At 57.8% G+C, this 20,464-nt stretch carries 17 protein-coding genes; 3 read left to right on the plus strand and 14 right to left on the minus strand.

All coding sequences use genetic code 11. From position 1 onward, the window contains the following. Positions 1 to 42: 42 nt before the first annotated feature. The 14 genes from amaB to dapF form a co-directional block, all read right to left on the minus strand. Entirely contained in the window at positions 43 to 1,641 is a 1,599-nt protein-coding gene (amaB, locus tag PK28_RS15335) for an L-piperidine-6-carboxylate dehydrogenase (RefSeq protein WP_082017150.1), read from the minus strand. A 179-nt stretch (positions 1,642 to 1,820) separates the two neighbouring features. After that, positions 1,821 to 3,323 carry a Do family serine endopeptidase gene (locus tag PK28_RS15340; RefSeq protein WP_044515322.1) on the minus strand — a complete coding sequence of 501 codons (1,503 nt, stop codon included), beginning with the start codon at positions 3,321 to 3,323 and terminating at the stop codon, positions 1,821 to 1,823. 184 nt (positions 3,324 to 3,507) lie between these two features. Further along, positions 3,508 to 3,951, minus strand: a complete 444-nt coding sequence (locus PK28_RS15345) for an Hsp20/alpha crystallin family protein (RefSeq protein WP_044515325.1) — start codon at positions 3,949 to 3,951, stop codon at positions 3,508 to 3,510. A 242-nt stretch (positions 3,952 to 4,193) separates the two neighbouring features. Next, a complete protein-coding gene (locus PK28_RS15350) occupies positions 4,194 to 4,982 on the minus strand; it encodes a porin family protein (RefSeq protein WP_044515328.1) in 789 nt (262 codons plus the stop codon). After that, positions 4,975 to 6,207: a M20 metallopeptidase family protein gene (locus tag PK28_RS15355; protein WP_044515332.1), complete on the minus strand. Its 1,233-nt coding sequence runs from the start codon at positions 6,205 to 6,207 to the stop codon at positions 4,975 to 4,977. The genes PK28_RS15350 and PK28_RS15355 overlap by 8 nt, the downstream gene beginning before the upstream one ends. A 46-nt stretch (positions 6,208 to 6,253) precedes the next feature. Beyond that, positions 6,254 to 6,649: a hypothetical protein gene (locus tag PK28_RS15360; RefSeq protein ID WP_044515334.1), complete on the minus strand. Its 396-nt coding sequence runs from the start codon at positions 6,647 to 6,649 to the stop codon at positions 6,254 to 6,256. A gap of 9 nt (positions 6,650 to 6,658) precedes the next feature. After that, positions 6,659 to 7,207 (minus strand): sporulation protein, encoded by a 549-nt coding sequence (locus tag PK28_RS15365; protein WP_156126427.1) that lies wholly within the window; start codon positions 7,205 to 7,207, stop codon positions 6,659 to 6,661. Next, the gene (deoC, locus tag PK28_RS15370; protein ID WP_044517349.1) at positions 7,185 to 7,865 is read right to left on the minus strand and encodes a deoxyribose-phosphate aldolase; all 681 of its coding nucleotides are present in this window, start codon (positions 7,863 to 7,865) and stop codon (positions 7,185 to 7,187) included. The genes PK28_RS15365 and deoC overlap by 23 nt, the downstream gene beginning before the upstream one ends. A 102-nt stretch (positions 7,866 to 7,967) precedes the next feature. Then, positions 7,968 to 11,366 (minus strand): preprotein translocase subunit SecA, encoded by a 3,399-nt coding sequence (gene secA / locus PK28_RS15375; protein ID WP_044515337.1) that lies wholly within the window; start codon positions 11,364 to 11,366, stop codon positions 7,968 to 7,970. A gap of 165 nt (positions 11,367 to 11,531) precedes the next feature. After that, the gene (locus PK28_RS15380; protein WP_044515340.1) at positions 11,532 to 12,575 is read right to left on the minus strand and encodes an acyltransferase family protein; all 1,044 of its coding nucleotides are present in this window, start codon (positions 12,573 to 12,575) and stop codon (positions 11,532 to 11,534) included. A gap of 292 nt (positions 12,576 to 12,867) precedes the next feature. Further along, positions 12,868 to 14,049 (minus strand): UDP-galactopyranose mutase, encoded by a 1,182-nt coding sequence (gene glf, locus PK28_RS15385; RefSeq protein WP_044515343.1) that lies wholly within the window; start codon positions 14,047 to 14,049, stop codon positions 12,868 to 12,870. 55 nt (positions 14,050 to 14,104) lie between these two features. Beyond that, positions 14,105 to 15,328, minus strand: coding sequence for a glycosyltransferase family 1 protein (locus PK28_RS15390; RefSeq protein ID WP_082017151.1), 1,224 nt, complete (start codon positions 15,326 to 15,328; stop codon positions 14,105 to 14,107). A gap of 104 nt (positions 15,329 to 15,432) precedes the next feature. Then, positions 15,433 to 15,954, minus strand: a complete 522-nt coding sequence (locus PK28_RS15395; RefSeq protein WP_044515346.1) for a GNAT family N-acetyltransferase — start codon at positions 15,952 to 15,954, stop codon at positions 15,433 to 15,435. A gap of 195 nt (positions 15,955 to 16,149) precedes the next feature. Continuing rightward, positions 16,150 to 16,944 carry a diaminopimelate epimerase gene (gene dapF / locus PK28_RS15400; RefSeq protein ID WP_044515349.1) on the minus strand — a complete coding sequence of 265 codons (795 nt, stop codon included), beginning with the start codon at positions 16,942 to 16,944 and terminating at the stop codon, positions 16,150 to 16,152. Positions 16,945 to 17,231: 287 nt separating this feature from the next. On the opposite strand from dapF, the gene PK28_RS15405 reads away from it, so the two are divergent. The 3 genes from PK28_RS15405 to PK28_RS15415 all read left to right on the plus strand — a co-directional run bounded on the left by PK28_RS15405 (position 17,232) and on the right by PK28_RS15415 (position 20,417). Then, positions 17,232 to 18,119: a class I SAM-dependent methyltransferase gene (locus PK28_RS15405; protein ID WP_044517353.1), complete on the plus strand. Its 888-nt coding sequence runs from the start codon at positions 17,232 to 17,234 to the stop codon at positions 18,117 to 18,119. A gap of 87 nt (positions 18,120 to 18,206) precedes the next feature. Beyond that, positions 18,207 to 19,163: a Ppx/GppA phosphatase family protein gene (locus tag PK28_RS15410; protein ID WP_044515352.1), complete on the plus strand. Its 957-nt coding sequence runs from the start codon at positions 18,207 to 18,209 to the stop codon at positions 19,161 to 19,163. 186 nt (positions 19,164 to 19,349) lie between these two features. Next, positions 19,350 to 20,417 (plus strand): Ldh family oxidoreductase, encoded by a 1,068-nt coding sequence (locus PK28_RS15415; protein WP_044515356.1) that lies wholly within the window; start codon positions 19,350 to 19,352, stop codon positions 20,415 to 20,417. The last annotated feature ends 47 nt before the right edge of the window (positions 20,418 to 20,464 follow it).

The raw sequence follows: 20,464 nt of genomic DNA on the forward strand, positions 1-20,464 counted from the left end.
CAGAGGAGAGACAGGCCTTTTGCATCTTAAGCTTTATGGCTTTTACACATCAAACGTAATACCCTGCGCCAGTGGCATCTGGGTGGAATAGTTAATGGTGTTGGTCTGGCGGCGCATGTATACACGCCAGGCATCGGAGCCGGACTCGCGGCCGCCACCGGTTTCTTTTTCGCCACCGAAAGCCCCGCCAATTTCAGCGCCGGATGTACCAATGTTCACGTTGGCAATACCACAGTCGGAGCCGGCATACGAGAGGAAAGTCTCCGTTTCGCGCATGTTCAGGGAGAAGATGCTGGATGACAGACCCTGCTTCACGCCATTCTGCAGCTCAATGGCCGCTTCCACGCTGCCGCTGTACTTAATCAGGTACAGAATAGGTGCGAAGGTTTCTTCCTGCACCGTGTGGTAGTGGTTTTCGGCTTCTACAATGGCGGGCGTTACATACGTACCGCTGGCATAGGCCTCCCCTTTCAATACTTCACCGCCAATCAGCAGCTTGCCCCCTTCGGCCTGCACTTCCTGCAGGGCTTTGGTAAACATATGCACGGCCTGCTCGTCAATGAGCGGCCCCACCAGCGTGCCTTCCTTCAGCGGATTGCCGATGGGCAGGTTGGGGTAAATTTTCAGCAGGCGGGCCTTTACATCTTCAAAAATGGAGTCGTGAATGATGAGGCGGCGCGTGGTGGTGCAGCGCTGGCCGGCGGTGCCCACCGCGCCAAATACCACGGCGCGCATGGCCATGTCCAGGTCGGCGTGCTGGGTCAGGATAATGGCGTTGTTGCCGCCCAGCTCCAGCAGCGCGCGGCCCAGGCGGCCACCCACTACTTCGCCTACCTTCTTACCCATGCGGGTAGAACCCGTAGCCGACACCAGCGGAATACGCGTATCGGCGGCCATTTTAGCGCCAATTTCAGCATCCCCGATGATGAGGTTGAAGACACCTTCGGGCAGCTCGTTTTCGCGCAGCACATCCTTAATGATGTTTTGCACGGCCACCGCTACCAGCGGGGTTTTCTCCGAGGGCTTCCAGATGTTTACATCACCACATACGGCGGCCAGCATGGCGTTCCAGCTCCACACCGCCACCGGGAAGTTGAAGGCCGAAATGGTGGCCACCAGGCCCAGCGGGTGATACTGCTCGTACATGCGGTGCGCCGGACGCTCCGAGTGCATGGTGAAGCCATAGAGCTGGCGCGACAGGCCCACGGCAAAGTCGCAGATGTCAATCATCTCCTGCACTTCGCCCAGGCCCTCCTGCATGATTTTGCCCATTTCGTAGCTTACCAGCTTACCCAGAGGCTCCTTGAACTCGCGCAGCTTGTTGCCAATCTGGCGTACAATCTCGCCGCGCTTGGGGGCAGGCATGGTGCGCCAGGTGAGGAAAGCCGCCTGCGCCGTGCGCACTACCTGCTCATAGTCCTCGGCCGTGGCCATGGCTACGGTGGCAATTACTTTGCCGTCGGCGGGCGAGGTAATGGTGCGGGTGTTGCTGTTATCAGCGCCGCCCCAGATCAGGCCGGTGCTATAGGCGGGGTTGTTGGCCTGTACGCCTAGCTCGCGCAGCACAGTACGGATGCCGTGCGGGTCGGCGTGGGCAGGTGCGTCGCCGGTGGCCAAGGCTTCTTCAAAAGCTTGTTTCATGGGTATAGGTGGGTGAGTTGGGTCTTGGGCTTTGCGGTTGGGGAGCTGCTATTCCTGCTGGGGCCGGTAGCAGCCAAGGGGCAGCAGCGGTATTTTAGTCAGTTCCTCTGTCACAAAGCTAACAAAAAAGCCTCCGCCTGAGTGGCGGAGGCTTTGGAATTCAGCCGGTCAGAAGCTGGTTATTCTGCCTGTCCGATAGGATAGTAAGCTTTGCGGCCGTCGGGGTAGATACCTTCTACCAGCGCGCCCTGGTTGTTTTTAGCTTCTTCCAGATAGCGCTTCACGTCCTGAGGCTTGGCTACTTTGTTTTTATCGATGCGGGTGATGATGAAGCCGTCACCAATGCCCGTCTCTTTAAAATTGCTGCCGCGCACGCCGGAGATTTTGGCGCCGCCTTCCAGGTCCAGCTTATTCATTTCCTGGCGGGTGAGCGGCGCAAATTTGGCGCCCTCATACTCAATAGAAGACGCTATTTCTTCGCGAATGACATCGGTAGTGCCCGTGGCATTGCGCAACGTGGCGCCGGCATTGCGCTCCTTCCCTTCCCGCAGGTAGGCAATCTTAATCTTGTCGCCGGGGCGGAAGCGGGCTACCTGCTCCTGCAGCTGCGAGGACGTGTTGACCTTCACGCCGTTGATTTCAGTGATGATGTCGCCCTCCTTCAGGCCGGCATCGGCAGCAGCGCTGTTCTTGCTCAGGCCCACCACATATACGCCGTTCAACGACGCCAGCTTCTTTTCGGAGGCCAGCGTGGCATCTACTTCGCGGATGTTGACACCCAGCAGGGCGCGCTGTACTACTTTGTATTTCAGCAGGTCGTCTACCACCTTGCTCACAATGGAGCTGGGTACGGCAAACGAGTAGCCTTCAAAGGAGCCGGTGCGCGAGGCAATGGCGGAGTTAATACCAATCAGGTCGCCTTTTAGGTTGACCAGGGCACCACCCGAGTTACCGGGGTTTACCACGGCATCCGTCTGCAGGAAGGCTTCTACGCCCATGCGGTCTTCGCGCTGCAGTATATTGATGTTGCGGCCCTTGGCCGAGATAATACCCGCCGTAACGGTAGAGTTCAGGTTGAAGGGATTGCCCACGGCCAGTACCCACTCCCCTACTTTCACGTCGTCGGAGGAGCCATAGCGCACAAAGGGCAGGTTATCGGCCTGTACTTTCAGCACGGCCAGGTCGGTGGTGGGGTCAGCGCCTACCAGCTCAGCCTTGTACTTGCGCTTATCGTCCAGTACTACTTCAATCTTATCAGCCTTATCAATCACGTGGTTGTTGGTCACGATGTAGCCGTTGGCGGCAATGATAACGCCGGAGCCAGAGCCAATCTGCGGGCCCGACTGGGGCCGCTGACCCTGATTGAAATCGTCGCCGAAGAACTGGCGCAGGAATGGATCCATCCGCACAGCGTCGTTCTGCGTCATTTTGGGGGCGTACTCCGTCATAACGTGCACTACAGCGGGCGTTACGGCGGAGGCAGCGGCCACGAAGTTGAGGCCCTCGGGCACTTCGTAAGTGCTGCTGCGCAGCTCACTGGTGTAGCGTACGTTGGGGTCGGCAGCTATGGCCTGGGGCGATAGTTCGCGCTCCGGTTCCAATAGCTTATAACCTCCCACGGCCACCGATCCGCCCAGAACGGCGGAAGCCATGAGGCCGAGCATCATTTGTTTGGCTTGCATGGGTTATTCTAAAGATGAGGTTGAAAAAAAGAAGTCTGACTAAGTTACTCGTTCTGGCGGAATGCTTTACACCACTCCTGCCCCTAACGTTAGAGGCACTCCCGATTGTATACGGTTGCAAGTATATAACCACAACGGGAAGAAAAAAGGCACCAACCGGGTGCCTTTTTTCTAAAATCGGGGCCTACCGTACTTCAATCTGGTGTTTGCTTACCTTTTTACTGTCAAAGGGCAGCGTAACCCGGAGCAGGCCATCAGCCAGTTGGGCATCAATACCGGTAACATCAACCGTTTCGGGCAGGCGGAAGGTGCGGGAGAAGGTACCAAAGCTGGTTTCAATGCGGCGGAATTTCGGCCCGTTTTCTTCCGTTGCCGGCGTTTTCCGCTCCCCGCTGATGATGAGGCGACCTTCCTGAAAATCAATTTTGAGGTCTTCTTTCGCTACGCCTGGCAAAGCCAGGTGCAGCTCAAAGCCCTGCTCCGACTCCAGAATATCAGCCTGCGGCACGAAGCTGGCAGCGGGTTTATCCTGTGGTTGCAGCCCCTCGCGAAGCAGCTCATTCAATACGGTATTGAAAGCGCGGGGGGAACGGCGGGTAGGCAGATTGTTATACAAAAGCGTGGCCATGGTATGGTACGAGAATGTTGAGGTTGAACAGTAATCATTAATTGATTCTGACCTCTATTCCATAAATTCTGTACCAGCACCACTTTGACCAGTTTTCCAAGCCATTTTGTCTTGTTTACAATTCCTATTTCTTCCTATGCAGAATATCACTTTTAAAAATAGCCCAAAAACGACTTAAAACGCATGTAAGTCAATTTTACACCACTGACTAAATGTCATTAAAAAATTAAGTATCTGTCTACTTAATGCTGCGTCGGTAGCTGTTTGCGCGGGGTCAGCAGCGTTTTTGATAAGAATGTAAACCGCGCTTCCAACCCTAGCATCGGCGTTACGAAGTTGCGGCGACCACCAGGAATAAGTTTGCCCTCAGAATCGGTTTGGGAGAGCACAAACTGATAGGAAGTAAGGTAGCCAAACCAAGGGGTGAAATCGAAGTGGTCCGAGAGTCGTACGCCCATTTCAGCCCGCAGCAGGCCAAAATCAATTACCCGCTCTTTAGGTTGGGTTTGCTCGTCGCGCTGCAAGCGCAGGTACGTGGCCAGCTCATAAGACAGGCGCGGGCGCAGCATGAGGGTACTGCCCAGCGGCACCTGCCGCTCCACATCCAGCCGCAGACGCGTCAGCCCGCGGGTCTGGTCTGGCGTATTGGCAAAGCGGTATTCCGCCCCCAAACGTTGCCCGAGGGTAAAGGCGCCAATAGTACTCCGGTGTCGTAGCATAATTTCCGGCGAAAACTCATTGCTGCCTTCCAAATAGCTGTACCGGGCAGTGCCGCCCAGGCTCCATTGCTCATTCAGCCAGGTTTCGTAGCCGGCCTTCAGCTGCTTGCGGTAAAAGCCACCAGGGTTGTTAATGTCCGTGTTTGTGGTGCGCAAGCCACCCGCACTCAGAAACGCGTAGCCCAGGTTTGTAAATGCATATTCGGCCTGCAGTTCGGGCCACAGCTCCAAGTCATATCCCACGCGGCGGGTTTGAGCGTGAGCAGTACCAGCGCACAGGCCGGCCAGCAATACAAGGAATATCTTACGCATGAGCCGTTTCGGCCGTGGCCGCATCAGTAGTAGTGCAGGCCGCCAGCTCGCGCAGGGTTAGCCAGGCCATCAGGCCAGGGCCAACTTCCAGGGCTTTGGGGTCGACGTCGAAAGTGGGGGTATGCACGGAGGAGGCAAAGCGGCCATCTTCGGCGCGAGTGCCCAGGCGGTAGAAACAGGCATCAGCGGCCTGCGAGAAATAAGCAAAGTCCTCGGCGGCCATCCACTGGTCCAGCTCAATTACGTTTTCTGCGCCCAGATACTCTTCCGCCGCGGCGCGCACACGGGCCGTGAGTTGAGGCTCGTTTTCCAGGTAGGGGTAGCCGTGTCGGATTTCCAGCTCGCAAGTGGCGCCCATGGCTTCGGCTAGCCCCTCACAGAGTTTGCGCAGATGCTGGTGGGCTTCCTGGCGCCACTCCTCGTTCAGGGTGCGGAAGGTGCCTTCCAGGTACACCTCATTGGGAATAACGTTGGTAGCGCCGTTGGCAACAACCTTCCCGAAGGACAGCACAGAAGGAATTTTGGGATTGGCGCGCCGACTCACAATCTGCTGGGCCGCTACAATGATATGAGCGGCCACCAGCACAGGGTCCAGGTTTTGCTCGGGCATGGCACCGTGGCCGCCTTTGCCGCGCACCGTCAGGTACAGCTCATCGGTACTGGCCATGTAGCGGCCCGCCCGAATACCGATTTGCCCGGACGGCAGCATGGGGAATACGTGCTGACCCAGTACGCTGGCCGGCTTGGGATTTTCCAGCACACCTTCCTTAATCATGAGGGAGGCACCGCCGGGCAGCTTTTCCTCACCGGGCTGAAAAATCAGCTTCACCGTACCTTCAAATTCCTCGCGCAGCTGGGTGAGGATATAGGCCACGCCCAGTAGAGAGGACGTGTGCACATCGTGGCCGCAGGCGTGCATCACGCCGGGGTTGGTGGATTTGTACGCTACTTCATTCTGCTCCTGAATGGGCAGCGCGTCCATGTCGCCGCGCAGGGCTACCACCCGGCTGCCGGGGTTGCGGCCTTCAATAAGCGCTACCACGCCGGTTTTGGCCAGGGGCTGCGGGTTGAGGCCCATTTGGCGCAGCTGCTCGGTGACGTAAGCGGCGGTAGAAAACTCCTGAAAGGAAAGCTCCGGATGGGCGTGCAAGTGCTGGCGCCAGCTAACGGTAGTGGCGGCCGACTCAGCGGCCAGGGCTTTAAGGCGGGAAATCAGATGCTGCATAGGGGGCAAGATACGGTAGAGATATCCGGGAATAACAGGCGGGCGCTTACTCAAACAACACGCCCAGATGCGGGCGCACCGTGAGGAGAAGCGGCCGACCGGGGGTGTTCGAGCTAAAAGCTGCTTCCAACTGCTCATCGGTGGAAAGCATGCGGTTTACTACCAGGCAGTCGGCCAGCTCCAGGTATTCGCCGCGCTTATCATTATTGTAGCGAATGCGGCCCCGCACGGCCAACGTCATATCCAGTAAAATGGCCTGCGTACCGGCCTGAATCAGCAGGACATCTACAAAGCCATGCTGCGGCCATAAGGACACGCGCAGTTGCAGATCATGCTGTTGCACGCGGTAGTGCAGGCTGCCGCCTGCGCCTTCCGTGGGCACGTCTTCCAGGGCCTGCAACACTTCCAGCTCATCCCACTGCAACTCCCGCAGAAAAGCCATAGTGCTTTGCTAAAGTGTGCTTTTGTTTAGCACCACCTGCGTGGCCTGCAGCTCGGCTTTGGGCGCGAAGGGCTTAATACGCAGCAGCGCCTGCTCGGCGTCCAGGCGGGTAAGGTAGTCGCCCACCCAGAGGCGGAACACGGGCTGTTTGAAGGTTAAATAGTCGGTTTCCTCGGGGTAGCGGCTGATAACGGCCCGACGAATAGCCATAGCCTGGTCGCGCTCTAGGCCCACGTAAGCCAGAATGCGGTAGCCCTGGGCATATTTTACGTTTTGGTTGGTGTAGGCCTGGTCGCGCAGGCGCTGTTCTATCTGGGCATTTACCTGGTTTACCGGTGTTATGTTGGGCCGCACGGCCGCGGGCGCCGGAGTTGCCGGGGCTTTGGGCAGGGTGAAGACCGGCCGGTAGCGGCTTAGGTCCTCCGCCGCCTCTACGGGGGCGTTTCGGCGGGCCGTAGAGTCAGAGGAGGTGGAAGCACCGGGGGTGGTGGCGGCGCAGGCGCCCAGGTTAAGCAGAGCAGCGAGCAGCAGCACGTTACGAAGTAGCAGGTGTTTCATCGGGTTGCAGCAAAGCCACACTATTGGAAGAACCAAGCCGGTCGGCACCGGCCGCCACGAGGGCCAGAGCCGCCGTGCGCGTGCGAATGCCGCCCGCGGCTTTAATACGAATCTGGCCCGGCAAATGGCGGCGCATCAAAACAATATCATCTACGGAAGCCCCGCGGCTGGCAAAGCCGGTGGAGGTTTTCACGAAATCAACGCCGGCTTCCGCACACAGCTGGCAGGCCGTAATGATTTCCTCCTCGCTGAGCAGCGCGGTTTCAATAATCACTTTCAGCAGAGCATTTTTAAACCGGCACAGCTCCGTGAGCTGGCCCAGTTCCTCCTCCACTTCTTCCAGCTGCCCCGATTTAAAGGCGGCAATGTTCATCACCACGTCAATTTCGCGGGCACCGTCGGTCAGGGCCTGGTGGGCTTCAAAGAACTTCACCTTGGCAATCTGATAACCCAGCGGAAAGCCCACTACGGTGCAAACGGGCACGCCGGTACCGTACAGCTCTTCCACCGCAAACCGCACAAAAGCGGGCGGCACACACACGGAGGCAAAACGGTGTTGCGCGGCTTCGGCGCACAATTGCGCAATCTGGGCCTGCGTGGCATCGGGCCGCAGCAGCGTATGGTCGATGCGGGCAGCTAACTCAGCGGGGGAAGGCATACGCATAGGCATAGGGCAAGCAAACAAAATGGCGGGCAAACAGCAGTGGCAGGTAAAAATTTACCTGCCACTGGTTTACTACGCAGTTAGGAAGCCAAAGGCTTAGTCGATGAGGACGGCGCGGTTATTCACCACGTCATCTTCCACGCTCTTGTACTTCACGTCGCGCACAATGCGGCCGTCCATATACTGCACGCTTACTTTCTCGTTGCGGTTGGCAATCTTCTGGCTCTTGGCCGGCTGCTGCTTTTCCAGTACCTGGGGCATAGCACCATCCTGCTCCAGATCCTCGGGGCCAGCGCCCAGCGACGTGGTAGACACTTCTTTCTGGGCTTTGAGCTTGGGCTGAGGCGCGGGCTGCGGCAGCTCATCTTCCACGTAGAACTCCGGCTCGGCCTCGCCGGCCTGGCCCGGAATGTCGGCGCGGAACAGGAACTGGACCGTATCCTCGTTCACTTTGCCAATCATGCGCTTAAACAGCTCAAACGACTCGAACTTATAAATCAAGAGCGGGTCTTTCTGTTCGTACACGGCGTTCTGCACCACCTGCTTCAGGTCGTCCATAGAGCGCAGGTGCTGCGTCCAGGCCGTGTCAATAACCGACAGCGTTACCACCTTCTCCATGCCCCGAATCAACTCCTGGCCTTTGTTGGCCTGGGCGCGGCGCAGGTTTACTACCGACTGAATCTGCTTGCGGCCATCGGTGAAGGGAACGGCAATGTTCTCGTAGGGGGCGTTCTGCGAAATCAGGTCGTTGATGAGCGGCAGGGCATGCTCGCCAATCACGCGGCTCTTGTCGTCGTAGTAACCCAGGGCTTCGTCATACAGCTTCTGAGTGAGCTGTGCGGCAGGCAGGCTGGTCAGGTCCTGGGCGGTGAGGTGCGTATCGTAGCTGAACAGGCGGATAACGGCCAGCTTGAAGTCCTCGAAGTCGTTAGTGATTTTGTGGGCGGCCACGATGTTTTCGCACACATCGTAAATCATGTTCCACACGTCCAGCTCCAGACGCTCGCCGAACAAAGCGTTGCGGCGGCGCTTGTACACCACCTCGCGCTGGGCGTTCATTACATCATCGTACTCCAGCAGGCGCTTCCGGATGCCGAAGTTGTTTTCTTCCACCTTCTTCTGAGCCCGCTCAATGGAGCTGGTAATCATGGAGTGCTGAATCACTTCGCCTTCCTCCAGACCCATGCGGTCCATCAGCTTGGCAATACGCTCCGAGCCGAACAGACGCATCAGGTTGTCTTCCAGCGAAACGAAGAACTGCGAAGAACCCGGGTCGCCCTGGCGGCCGGCGCGGCCCCGCAGCTGGCGGTCTACGCGGCGTGACTCGTGGCGCTCGGTACCAATAATGGCCAGACCACCGGACTCCTTGGCGGTGCCGCGCAGCTTAATATCGGTACCCCGACCAGCCATGTTGGTGGCAATGGTTACGGTGCCGGGGTGGCCCGCGCCGGCTACAATCTCGGCTTCGCGCTGGTTTTGCTTGGCGTTCAGAACCTGGTGCGGAATGTTGCGCAGCTTCAGCATGCGGCTCACCAGCTCGGAAATTTCTACCGAGGTGGTACCAACCAGCACGGGGCGGCCGGCTTTCACCAGGGTCTGAATTTCCTCGGCTACGGCGTTGTACTTCTCGCGCACGGTCTTGTACACCTTGTCGTGCTCGTCCTTGCGGGCAATGCCGCGGTTGGTGGGCACTACCACCACATCCAGCTTGTAGATTTCCCAGAACTCGCCGGCTTCGGTTTCGGCCGTACCCGTCATGCCGCCCAGCTTGTGGTACATGCGGAAGTAGTTCTGCAGCGTTACGGTGGCGTAGGTCTGCGTGGCGTCTTCAATGCGCACGTTTTCCTTGGCTTCAATGGCCTGGTGCAGACCATCGGAATAGCGGCGACCTTCCATCACGCGGCCGGTCTGCTCATCCACAATCTTCACCTTGCCATCCTCAGACAGAATGTACTGGTCGTCGCGCTCAAACAGGGTGTAGGCCTTCAGCAGCTGGCTCACGGTGTGTACCCGCTCGCTCTTCTCCTGATAGTCGTTGATGAGCTTTTCCTTCTGGTGCAGCTTGTCATCGTCGCTGATGGTTTTGCTGTTTTCGATGGCCGCAATTTCCATCCCGATGTCGGGCATGATGAACAGGTGCGGGTCTTCGCCCTGGGCCGTAATCAGGTCAATGCCGCGCTCGGTCAGCTCAATCTGGTTGTTCTTCTCATCAATGGTGAAGAACAGGGGCTTGTCGGCCTCCGGCATCTGGCGGGAGTTATCCTGCATATAGTGGTTTTCCACTTTCTGCATAACCACGCGCATGCCGGGCTCGGAAAGGAATTTGATGAGCGGCTTGCTCTTGGGCAGACCACGGTAAGCGCGGAACAGCATCAGGCCGCCTTCGCCTTCCTTCACGCCGTCGTTGCCGTCTTTAATGAGCTTGCGGGCCTCCACCAGGTACTGTTGCACCAGCTTTTTCTGCTCGTTTACCAGCTGCTCAATGCGGGGCTTCAGGATGAGGAACTCGTGCACATCACCGCGCGGCACGGGGCCGGAGATAATGAGCGGGGTCCGGGCATCGTCAATCAGCACGGAGTCTACTTCGTCCACCATGGCGTAGTGGTGCTTGCGCTGCACCAGCTCGCCGGTTTCGCGGGCCATGTTGTCGCGCAGGTAATCGAAGCCGAATTCGTTGTTGGTGCCGTAGGTGATGTCGGCGGCGTAAGCAGCACGACGGGCGTCGGTGTTGGGCTGGTGCTTATCGATGCAGTCTACGGTGATGCCGTGGAACTCGAACAGCGGCGCATTCCATTCGGAGTCACGCTTGGCCAGGTAGTCGTTTACCGTAACCAGGTGCACACCGCGGCGGGCCAGCGCGTTGAGGAAAGCAGGCAGGGTGGATACCAGCGTTTTACCTTCACCGGTGGCCATTTCGGCAATTTTACCCTGGTGCAGTACCACGCCACCAATCAGCTGTACATCGTAATGCACCATGTCCCAGGTGATTTCGGCGCCGCCGGCCAGCCACTTGTTGCTCCAGATGGCCTGGTCGCCCTGAATGGTTACGTTGGACTTGCGGCGGGAAATTTCCCGGTCGAAATCCGTGGCGGTAACCACCAGCTGGCCGTTTTCCTTGTAGCGGCGGGCGGTTTCCTTTACAGTGGCGAAGGCGGCGGGCAATACTTCTAGCAGTACTACTTCCAGATCCTTGTTCCGCTGCTTTTCCAGCGCGTCAATCTGGTCGAAGATTTTTTCTTTTTCGATGATATCCAGGTTAGGCTCAGCGGCAATGCGCTGATGCAGGCCGCCAATCTGGTCGTCGAGGCCTTTCAGACGCTCGTCAATCCGGGCGCGCACCTCGCTGGAGTGCTGGCGCAGCTGGTCATCGGTGAGCGGTGCCAGTTTGGCATATTCGGCATTGATGAGGGCCACATACGGCAGAATCTCTTTCAAATCCCGCTCGGACTTGGTCCCGAACACTTTGGCAACTGCCTTCCCTAAAAAATCAAACATGCTGGTAGATATTGACTGAAAACGCCGGGGCGTACCTCAAATTTACAAGATTTCTATCCAAAACCGCCCCAATCCGTAACGCACCGCCAATCTGGCCGATTTAGAAGGGTAGCGCCTAGTGAAGGCCAATGGTAGCTGTTGCACGGGCCGGCCTGAGGCCTGGCGTCAGCAGGCCACGGTTTTGGCACCTACTTCGGGGGCAAGGTAGTGGGAACTACGCTTTAGGAAGGGCTTTTCTATAAAGTGCCAGAGCAGCAATGCCGCTACCAGTACGGTAAACACCAACGCAACCAGCCCCAGCCAGGCGCTGTTCCGGAACAGGCCCAGCTGGATAAACAATTGAATGAGCGGAAAGTGCAGCAAATAAGTGCCGTACGATAAATCACCCCACTTGCCCACTGGCAGCTGCACCGGCAAACTGGTTGCCAGGAATAGCACGCTGGCCGCGTAGCACACGGGTTCTACCAGTATGCGGAGGCTATGATGCTGCAACAGCACAAAAGCCAGGAAAGCCCCCAGCGTGAGCCAACCCAACAGGGGCCGCAGGCGCCGCTCTGCCACTGTGTATAAAGCGCCAAAGGCAAACAAATGCAGGGCGCCGGGAAATTGCCGGCCCAGCTCCGCCGCCATTTTCGGGCTAAGCGCGGGCCAGTGAGTCAGGAGCAATTCCCAGCAAACAGCTACCACAAAAGCCAGGGCCGCCGTCGGGAAAGGCCCTAGTCGGCGGAACAGGAATACCAGCCCCGGCAGGCAGGCATACAGGCACAGCTCCACCTTTATCGTCCACAGGGAGCCGTTCATTACCGGCACCGGGTGCTGCTCAAATACCCCGGGTAAGGTGGGCTGCAGAAAGTTGAGGAAGCTGGCATTAGCCGCCAAATATTTGTAGGCTGCCGCCGAACGGAGAAATTCCGTTGCGGGCAGGCTGGTGGCGGCCAGCCCAATCAGCCAGGCTACTGCTATAGCGGTTATATAAGCCGGATAAATTCGGCGGATGCGCTTTTGGGCGTATTCCCAGCCGGTGGCGCTGCTCAGGAAGCTGCGGCTAACCAGGCAGCCGCTCAGCACAAAAAAGCCTTTCACCGCAAAATCAGCCGACAGATAGGTGAGCAAAGGCTGGAAAGCCGGCAGCGCGGTCAGCACCGCCACATGGCAGCAGACTACTATCAGCGCCAGCCCCAGCCGCACGGCATCGAAGTTATTTTGCATGAATTGGGAGTAGACTATCAAGCTGCAAAATACAGTTCCCGCCTCACTCCCGGCACGAGCATAACCTGCCGGCTTAACTTCTTAGAAGATGAACCCCGGGCAGCGGCTACACGGTGGGTCTTCCTACTTGGCCGGTATCCGGCTTAAAACAAAACTGTCATCCAAAACTACCCGCCCGTTTCCTGCGCCGGCCCAAAGGCCACGGCAGGTTAGGATGAGTAAGTTTTGGATGACAGAAAGTGTATTGGGTTACCGGCCGAGGAGATGTTACCGATAAGCCACTGGGGCCAACCTATTCTTTAGCGGGGTCCCGCGAGAGAATTTTTTCCATAATAGAAGCCGAGCCGGTGATGGGCGGCGTGGTGGCCGCTTTCTCCGTAGGCTTGTCCGTGGTGAGCTTTTTGTACAGCGTGAGGGCCTGGGCTACTACCTGGTCCATGTTGTAGTATTTATACGTGGCCAGGCGACCTACAAAGTGTACGTTGGGCGTCTGGTCGGCCAGCTTCTTGTACTTGTTGTACAGCTCGGCATTTTCCGGGCGCGGCACGGGGTAGTAGGGGTCCCCTTCAGCCTGCGGATACTCATACACGATGCTGGTTTTGGGGTGTTTCTGCCCGGTGAGGGCTTTGAACTCCGTGATGCGCGTGTAGGGCTGCTCGTTGGGATAATTCACCACCGGAGCCGCCAGGAACTGCTCACAGTTCAGGGTCTCGTGCTTGAACTCCAGGGAGCGGTAAGGCAGCTTGCCAAACTTGAAATCAAAGTACTCGTCTACCGGACCGGTGAAAATCATTTCCTTAAAGGGAATAAAGCTCACGACATCATGGTAGTCGGTGTTCAGCATGATGCTGATGTTGGGGTGGTCCAGCATCCGCTCAAACATGCGCGTGTAGCCGTGCAGCGGCATGGCCTGGTAGGTATCGGTAAAATACCGGTCGTCGCGGTTGGTACGGGTGGGCACGCGGCTGGTCACGGACTTATCCAGCTCCGAAGGGTCCATGCCCCATTGCTTGCGGGTGTAGTTGCGGAAGAACTTCTCGTACAGCTCCCGGCCTACTTTGCTCACCACCACATCTTCTGAGGTCTTAATCACCGGAATGCTCTCGGCCAGAGACTCCAGGAACTGTTCCACCTCAAAGCTGTTCAGCGAAAGGCCATACAGCTTGTTAATGGTATCCAGGTTTATGGGAATAGGCAGAAACTGACCATCCACGGAAGCCAGCACGCGGTGCTCATAAGGGCGCCACTCGGTGAAGTTATTGAGGTAGTCGAAAACCTCCCGGGAGTTGGTGTGGAAAATGTGCGGGCCATATTTATGCACCAGCACACCATCTTCATTATAGTGGTCGTAAGCGTTGCCGCCAATGTGGTTTCGCTTATCTATGATCAGTACTTTCTTGTTTGATCTGGTAGCCAGCCGCTCGGCCAGCACGCTACCGGCAAACCCGGCTCCGACGATGAGGTAATCGAACATATGATAGGGTCTTGGTATGAAGCGTAGAACAGGTAGGTAAAGGGGTATACGGGCTTTAGGCCGACCGGGTAGCCAGGCGCTGTTTCATTATGTCTACCATCTGCTGCCAGGTAAGGTCCCAGCTGATGGTCTCCAGGTAGTTATCGGTGCGCTGGCGCCAATCTTCGTCGGCGTTTTGCTCCAGGGCGCGCTCAATGGCTTTTCCGAAATCCGCCGCATTAGAGGCAATGTGCACCAGACCCAAGTCGCCGTAGGGGCGCACCACGTCGCGGATGGGAGTACTTACTACCGGCTTACCGGCCGCCAGGTACTCGGGCGTTTTGGTAGGCGAAATAAACTTAGTGCTTTCGTTATCAGCGAATAGCAGGGTGGCTACATCCCAACCCCGTAAATAGCCCGGCAGTTCCTTATAGTCTTTGCCGCCCAGGTAATGAATGTTCTGGTGGCGGGGCAGCGTGGCGGGGTCAATCTTTACCACGGGCCCGATGATGACGAATTGCCACTGCGGATACGCTGCCGCCAGCTGGCCCAGCAGCTCTATATCCAGGCGCTCATCTACTACCCCAAAAAACCCAACGCGCGGCAAGGGAATAGCCGCCTGGTCTTTGGGCTCAGGCATGTGTTGGCGGGCCTGACCAAAGTGTTCCTTGTCGATGCTGCTCGGGAACGGGTGCACATCGTGGTGCTGCAGGCTCTTGGCTTCGTAGAGGGTGTGGCCACCCGTGAACACCAGGTCGGCTTTCTGGAAGAGCTCCTGCTCCCGCTCGCGCAGCACGGGCGGCGCAAACTTGAAAGCGGCCAGCTCGTCCATGCAGTCATACACGGTGAGGGCTGCAGCCAAGTGCCGGGATTTAGCCAGCGCCATGGGTGTGTAGTACCAGGCAATGTTGCCGGCAATGTTATTCTCCTGAAAAAACTGCGTCAGTAATTCAGCCTGCGCTTTGTCAGCGGCGGCTTCATCAGCCCGCAGCCGGTGCGGCAGGTGGGCTACTACTACCTTCACGCCGTGCTGCCGTTCTTTAATTTCCAGGTGCGGCTCAATCAGGTCATCGGCGTGGTAGAAGGGCTCTTCGACATAAAATACACGGCCTTGCCGGGCAAAGCGGGAAAGCAAATGCTGCGGGCGCTGCCACACAAAATCCCAGTGCAGGTGCGCAAAGCAAACTAAATCAGGAAGGTTGTTAGCGGCAGAAGCAGAAGGAATTTGAGTGGATTGTGGATCGGTTGAGCTGGCTTGAGAAGCACGCACGGGGGTGCCTGCCGCTGTAGTAGAGGGCATAGAGGAAGAACTAGAGTTGAATAGCGATACACAAGATGCCCCGGCTACACCAGGCGGCATCTGATGGTACTACGCACAGCTCCTCCAAAAAGATATTCTGCAATTTATCCAGCCAGAATACACTGCCATTCTACGGCATCCTGCCACCCCGCCGCTGTGCGCAGCCACTGCTGCCGCACGCCTACCTGCCGAAAACCTGCGGCCTGAAAAAGCGCCATGCTGGCCGTATTAGATACCTCAACGGTGCAATACAGCTGATGCAGGCGCAGCGTCTGATCGGCATAATGCAGGCTCAGCTGCAGCGCCGCCGCCGCGTAGCCCCGCCGCCGCTCCGTGGCCAGCACCGTAATGCCCAGGCCCGCCCGCTGGTGGAGCGGGTTAAAGTCAAACAAATCCAGCGTACCAACGGGCCGGCCGTCGGGCAGTGCGCAAATTACCAGTCGCAGCTGCTTCACCTCCTGAAAATCGGCGCCGGCGTGCTCCAGGTACTGGCGCAGCACGTGCCGTGATATCGGCGCCAGCGTATCCGATACGCCCCACAAAGCCGCATCATTTTCCAGGTTGTAGAGAAAGTCGAGGTCTTCGGCTTCCAGCGCCCGCAGAAAAATCAGTTCGTTCCGGAGCATGGGTTTATATCAGGCGGAAATTCAGTGAACAAGTAATAAGACCAGCAATAAAACACTTTGTCATTCTGAGCTGGCGAAGGATCTTCTCACGGTTAAACCACAAGCGTAAAAATGACTCGTGCTAACGTGACAAGGTCCTTCGCTAGCTCAGGATGACAGAAGTTTTGTGCTTCCTATGGTGTGTATTGATACACGCTATACTTCAATCGTGCCCTCGAAGACGCGGGTGGCGGGGCCGCTGAGGAACACATGGGTGAAGGAGCCATCCGGGTGGGCCTCAAACGTGACGCGCAGGTCGCCGCCAATGGTGCGCAGATGCACCGGGCTGGCGGCGCCACGCCGGGAAGCGGCCAGGGCTACGGCCGTTACGCCGGTGCCGCAGGAAAACGTTTCGTCTTCCACGCCGCGCTCATAGGTACGCACCTGCCAGGGCTGGGCCGGGCCGGAAGGAGCTTCCACAAAATTGACATTGGTGCCCCGCTCCCGAAACCGCTCGTTGTAGCGAATGGCGCGGCCTTCGGCAAATACATTCAGCTCGGCCAAGGTACTAGGGGGCATAAAGCGCACCAGGTGAGGCGAGCCGGTATCCAGAAAAATACCGTCCTCTTCTATCTCTTGCTGCCCCAGCACATCCTGCATGCGCAGGTGTACGGTACCATCGGCATCCAGGCGGGCTTCGTGCTGTCCATCGGCGGCCAGAAAGATGGAGGCATTTTCTATCACGCCCAGAAACTGCGCAAAAGCCACGGTGCACCGCCCACCGTTGCCGCACATAGAGCCCACGTAGCCATCGGCATTGAAATACACCATCTCGAAATCGTAGTCGAAATGCTTGCGCAGCAGAATCAGGCCATCCGCCCCTATGCCAAGGCGACGGTCGCAGAGGCGGCGCACTAGGGCATGGTTGGCCGCGTCAAACTTTCGGGCCCGGTCGTCTATCATCACGAAATCATTGCCGGTGCCTTGGTATTTATGGAAATGCAGATTCATAATAGGTGTGTGGTAGGAATAAGCAGAGTGGATAATCAAGGCGTGGGCCTCCTAATAACGTCTCTGCTTTTCGGCTGCAAAGCTACCGCGAATATGCCGTTTCCGGCCGGGGTGAAAAGCAGGCCGCACCAGCAGCCGGAGACCCAGTAAGATACAGGTTAGCCACGGAAATTAATGCCGTCTGAAAATACCTTTTCTCTGCGGCGGCCGACGCTGCTTCTGCCGCCATTTAACCAGCAATGCCCTACCTTTGGCGGCCCGCCCCGGAGCGGTTTCGCACGTATCCTATGTATTCTTTCCTGACCACCGGCAACTGGCCTGATTACGAGCTGATCGACTCGGGCAACTTTGAAAAGCTCGAACGATTTGGGCAGCATATCCTGGCCCGGCCCGAGCCCCAGGCTATCTGGGACCCCAAGCTGTCGGCGGGAGAATGGAACCGGGCCCATGCTACCTTCACCCGTGAAAAAGGCAGCCAGGAGCGCGGCCAGTGGAAAATAAAGCCCGGCACCCCCGAGCAATGGGTGATTAACTACGAGCAGGACGGGCTGAAGCTGCGGTTTCGGCTGGGGCTGTCGTCGTTCAAGCACGTGGGTTTGTTTCCGGAGCAGGACCCCAACTGGCGCTTTATCTACCAGCAAACCAAGCTGCGCAAAGCGGCCGTGCCGCGCGTGCTGAACCTGTTTGCCTACACCGGCGCCGCCACCCTGGCCGCCCGCGCTGCCGGTGCCGATGTTACGCACCTGGATTCCGTGAAGCAGGTAAACTTCTGGGCCCGCGACAACATGGAAGCCTCTAATCTGGACGGGGTACGCTGGCTGGTAGAAGATGCTATGAAATATGTGCGGCGCGAAGTAAAGCGTGGCAGCAAATACCAGGGCCTCATTCTGGACCCACCCGCCTACGGCCGGGGGCCTAACGGCGAAAAATGGCAATTGGAGGATGAGCTGAATGAAATGATGAAGCTCTGCCAAGAGCTGCTGGATCCGCAGGACCACTTTTTCCTCATCAACCTGTATTCCCTGGGTTTTTCAGCTCTCATTCTGGATAACCTCGTAACCGACATCTTCCCGCCTACTACCGGCCCACGCGAAATCGGGGAAATCTATCTGCACGACCAGGCGGCGCGCAAGCTGCCGCTGGGCACGTTCTGCCGGTTTGCCAGCCCGGCTTAGCGGCCGCTTCAGTCGTATTTTTTCGGCCTAGCAGTAACCTATTGCGTCCTGGTGTTTCCTAATTAGCGGCCTGTATTTGACTTCCTGATGACCCCTCCTTCCAAACACCGCCGCCTCGCCCTGATTGACATGGGCACCAACACCTTTCATCTGCTGATTGTGGAGCTGCCCGAGCCGCGCCATCTGGAGCCGGTGGTGCTGATGCGTACCAAAGTGGGCGTAAAGCTGGGCGAAGGCGGCATCAGCAATGGAGAAATTGCCCCCGCTGCTTACACCCGGGCCCTGCATACGCTGGCCGCTTTTCAGGAAGAAATTGAGCTGCACCAGGTAACGGAAGTACGCGCTACGGCCACCAGCGCCGTGCGCGTGGCCCGCAACGGTGCGGACCTGGTCGAAGACATCTTCGACCAAACGGGTATTAAAGTGGATATCATTCCCGGCGACCGGGAAGCGGAGCTCATTGCCAAGGGCATCCGGCAGGCGGTGCCGCTGGGTGATGCCCCCCACCTGCTCATGGATATTGGCGGCGGCTCCGTGGAATTCATTATTGCCGATGCTTACCGCACCTTCTGGAAGCAAAGCTTTGAGATTGGTGCCCAGCGCCTGCTGGATAAGTTTTTCAACCACGACCCACTTTCCGAGGCCGACATCAAGGCTGAGCAAAATTACCTGGCCGAAGTGCTGGCGCCCCTCACCTCCGCCATCCATCAGTACCAACCCGTGGGCCTGGTAGGCGCCAGCGGCACCTTCGATACCCTCTGCGACCTGCAGGCGGCCCGCACCGGCCAACCCGAACTGGTGGGCAAAGCCGAGCCGGCCACCTTTATTGCCTACGAAAGCTTCAAAACCAGCTACCACCAGCTGCTCACGCTCAACCACGCCGGCCGCCTGGACCTGCCTGGCATGACGCCCCTGCGCGCCGATATGATTGTAGTGGCCTGCGTGCTGATTGACTCTGTGCTGAACGCCTACAACTTCCGCTCTATCACGGCCTCGACTTATGCTTTGAAAGAAGGCTTGCTGAGCGAAATGCTGGCTCAGTAGTACCACGGGAATGTCGTTTGCTGATAACGCTGTCAGCTACAGAACGTCATGCTGAGCGCAGCCGAAGCATCTCGCGTGCTGGAGTTGCAGTGCTAATCACTGAACACCACACTAGCGAGATGCTTCGGCTGCGCTCAGCATGACGGGCGGCGGTCTAATCTGTCTGAATTTCTGAATACTCTCTCTATGACCTCAACCTTCTCCTATAACCACCTCTTTTCTTTTACTGAGTCCGTCTTCAAAAGCATGGGCTGCCCCGATGATGACGCCACACTGGCTACGGAAACGCTGCTTTCGGCTGATTTGCGCGGCATTGATTCTCACGGTGTAGCCCGCCTTATTGGGTATGTGCGCCTGTGGGAAGCCGGCCGCATCAATGCTACGCCGCGGGTAGGTGTGACGTACGAAACGCCCAGCACCGCCGTGGTGGATGGGGATGGTGGTTTGGGATTGGTAGTAGGCCCCAAGGCTATGCAGGTGGCTATTGAGAAGGCGCAACAGGCTGGTACGGGTTGGGTATCGGTGCGCAACTCCAACCATTTCGGTATTGCGGGCTACCACGCCATGAAGGCGCTGCCGCATGATATGATTGGCCTGGCCATGACCAACGCCTCGCCGCTGGTAGCCCCCACTCACTCCCTGGACCGGCTACTGGGTACCAATCCCATTGCGGTAGCTATTCCCGCCGGCGACCAGCCTGATTTTGTGGCCGATTTTGCCACGACTACGGCCGCCAACGGCAAGCTGGAAATCCTGCAGCGCAAAAATCAGCCCGCCCCGGCTGGATGGATTCAGGACAAAGATGGCCACACATCCACCAACCCCAACGAGCTGAAAGACGGCGGCGCGCTGCAGCCCCTGGGCGGCGAAACCGGCTCCCACAAAGGCTACTGCCTGGGCAGCGTAGTAGATATCTTCTCCGCTGTGCTTTCCGGCGCTAACTACGGCCCCTGGGTGCCGCCCTTCGTAGCCTTCCTGCAGCCCCCCGCCGACCCAGTGGGCCAGGGCATCGGACATTTCTTTGGCGCCATGCGCGTAGATGCCTTCCGCCCCGCCGCCGAGTTCAAAGCACACATGGATAACTGGATTACCACCTTCCGCAACGCCCGCGCCGTGCCCGGCCAGCAGGTGCTCATCCCTGGCGACCCGGAGCGCGAAACCGCCGCCCACCGCCTGTTGGATGGTATTCCGCTGCTGACGCCGGTAGTGCAGGACCTGGAAACGGTAGGCAAGAAATTCGGCTTGTCGCTTTAAAGCTTAAAACACAAAAAGCCCGCTTGCATTGCTGCAAGCGGGCTTTT

Source organism: Hymenobacter sp. DG25B (assembly GCF_000801315.1).
Taxonomy (GTDB): domain Bacteria; phylum Bacteroidota; class Bacteroidia; order Cytophagales; family Hymenobacteraceae; genus Hymenobacter.

Bases quoted from the DNA above. Each gene is read 5' to 3' on its own strand.
- secA (WP_044515337.1), bottom strand. From the start codon at position 11,366: ATGTTTGATTTTTTAGGGAAGGCAGTTGCCAAAGTGTTCGGGACCAAG.
- PK28_RS15390 (WP_082017151.1), bottom strand. From the start codon at position 15,328: ATGCCCTCTACTACAGCGGCAGGCACCCCCGTGCGTGCTTCTCAAGCC.
- PK28_RS15410 (WP_044515352.1), top strand. From the start codon at position 18,207: ATGACCCCTCCTTCCAAACACCGCCGCCTCGCCCTGATTGACATGGGC.
- amaB (WP_082017150.1), bottom strand. From the start codon at position 1,641: ATGAAACAAGCTTTTGAAGAAGCCTTGGCCACCGGCGACGCACCTGCC.
- PK28_RS15380 (WP_044515340.1), bottom strand. From the start codon at position 12,575: ATGCAAAATAACTTCGATGCCGTGCGGCTGGGGCTGGCGCTGATAGTA.
- PK28_RS15340 (WP_044515322.1), bottom strand. From the start codon at position 3,323: ATGCAAGCCAAACAAATGATGCTCGGCCTCATGGCTTCCGCCGTTCTG.
- PK28_RS15365 (WP_156126427.1), bottom strand. From the start codon at position 7,207: ATGAAACACCTGCTACTTCGTAACGTGCTGCTGCTCGCTGCTCTGCTT.
- dapF (WP_044515349.1), bottom strand. From the start codon at position 16,944: ATGAATCTGCATTTCCATAAATACCAAGGCACCGGCAATGATTTCGTG.
- PK28_RS15415 (WP_044515356.1), top strand. From the start codon at position 19,350: ATGACCTCAACCTTCTCCTATAACCACCTCTTTTCTTTTACTGAGTCC.
- PK28_RS15345 (WP_044515325.1), bottom strand. From the start codon at position 3,951: ATGGCCACGCTTTTGTATAACAATCTGCCTACCCGCCGTTCCCCCCGC.
- PK28_RS15355 (WP_044515332.1), bottom strand. From the start codon at position 6,207: ATGCAGCATCTGATTTCCCGCCTTAAAGCCCTGGCCGCTGAGTCGGCC.
- PK28_RS15395 (WP_044515346.1), bottom strand. From the start codon at position 15,954: ATGCTCCGGAACGAACTGATTTTTCTGCGGGCGCTGGAAGCCGAAGAC.
- glf (WP_044515343.1), bottom strand. From the start codon at position 14,049: ATGTTCGATTACCTCATCGTCGGAGCCGGGTTTGCCGGTAGCGTGCTG.
- PK28_RS15405 (WP_044517353.1), top strand. From the start codon at position 17,232: ATGTATTCTTTCCTGACCACCGGCAACTGGCCTGATTACGAGCTGATC.
- PK28_RS15350 (WP_044515328.1), bottom strand. From the start codon at position 4,982: ATGCGTAAGATATTCCTTGTATTGCTGGCCGGCCTGTGCGCTGGTACT.
- deoC (WP_044517349.1), bottom strand. From the start codon at position 7,865: ATGCCTTCCCCCGCTGAGTTAGCTGCCCGCATCGACCATACGCTGCTG.
- PK28_RS15360 (WP_044515334.1), bottom strand. From the start codon at position 6,649: ATGGCTTTTCTGCGGGAGTTGCAGTGGGATGAGCTGGAAGTGTTGCAG.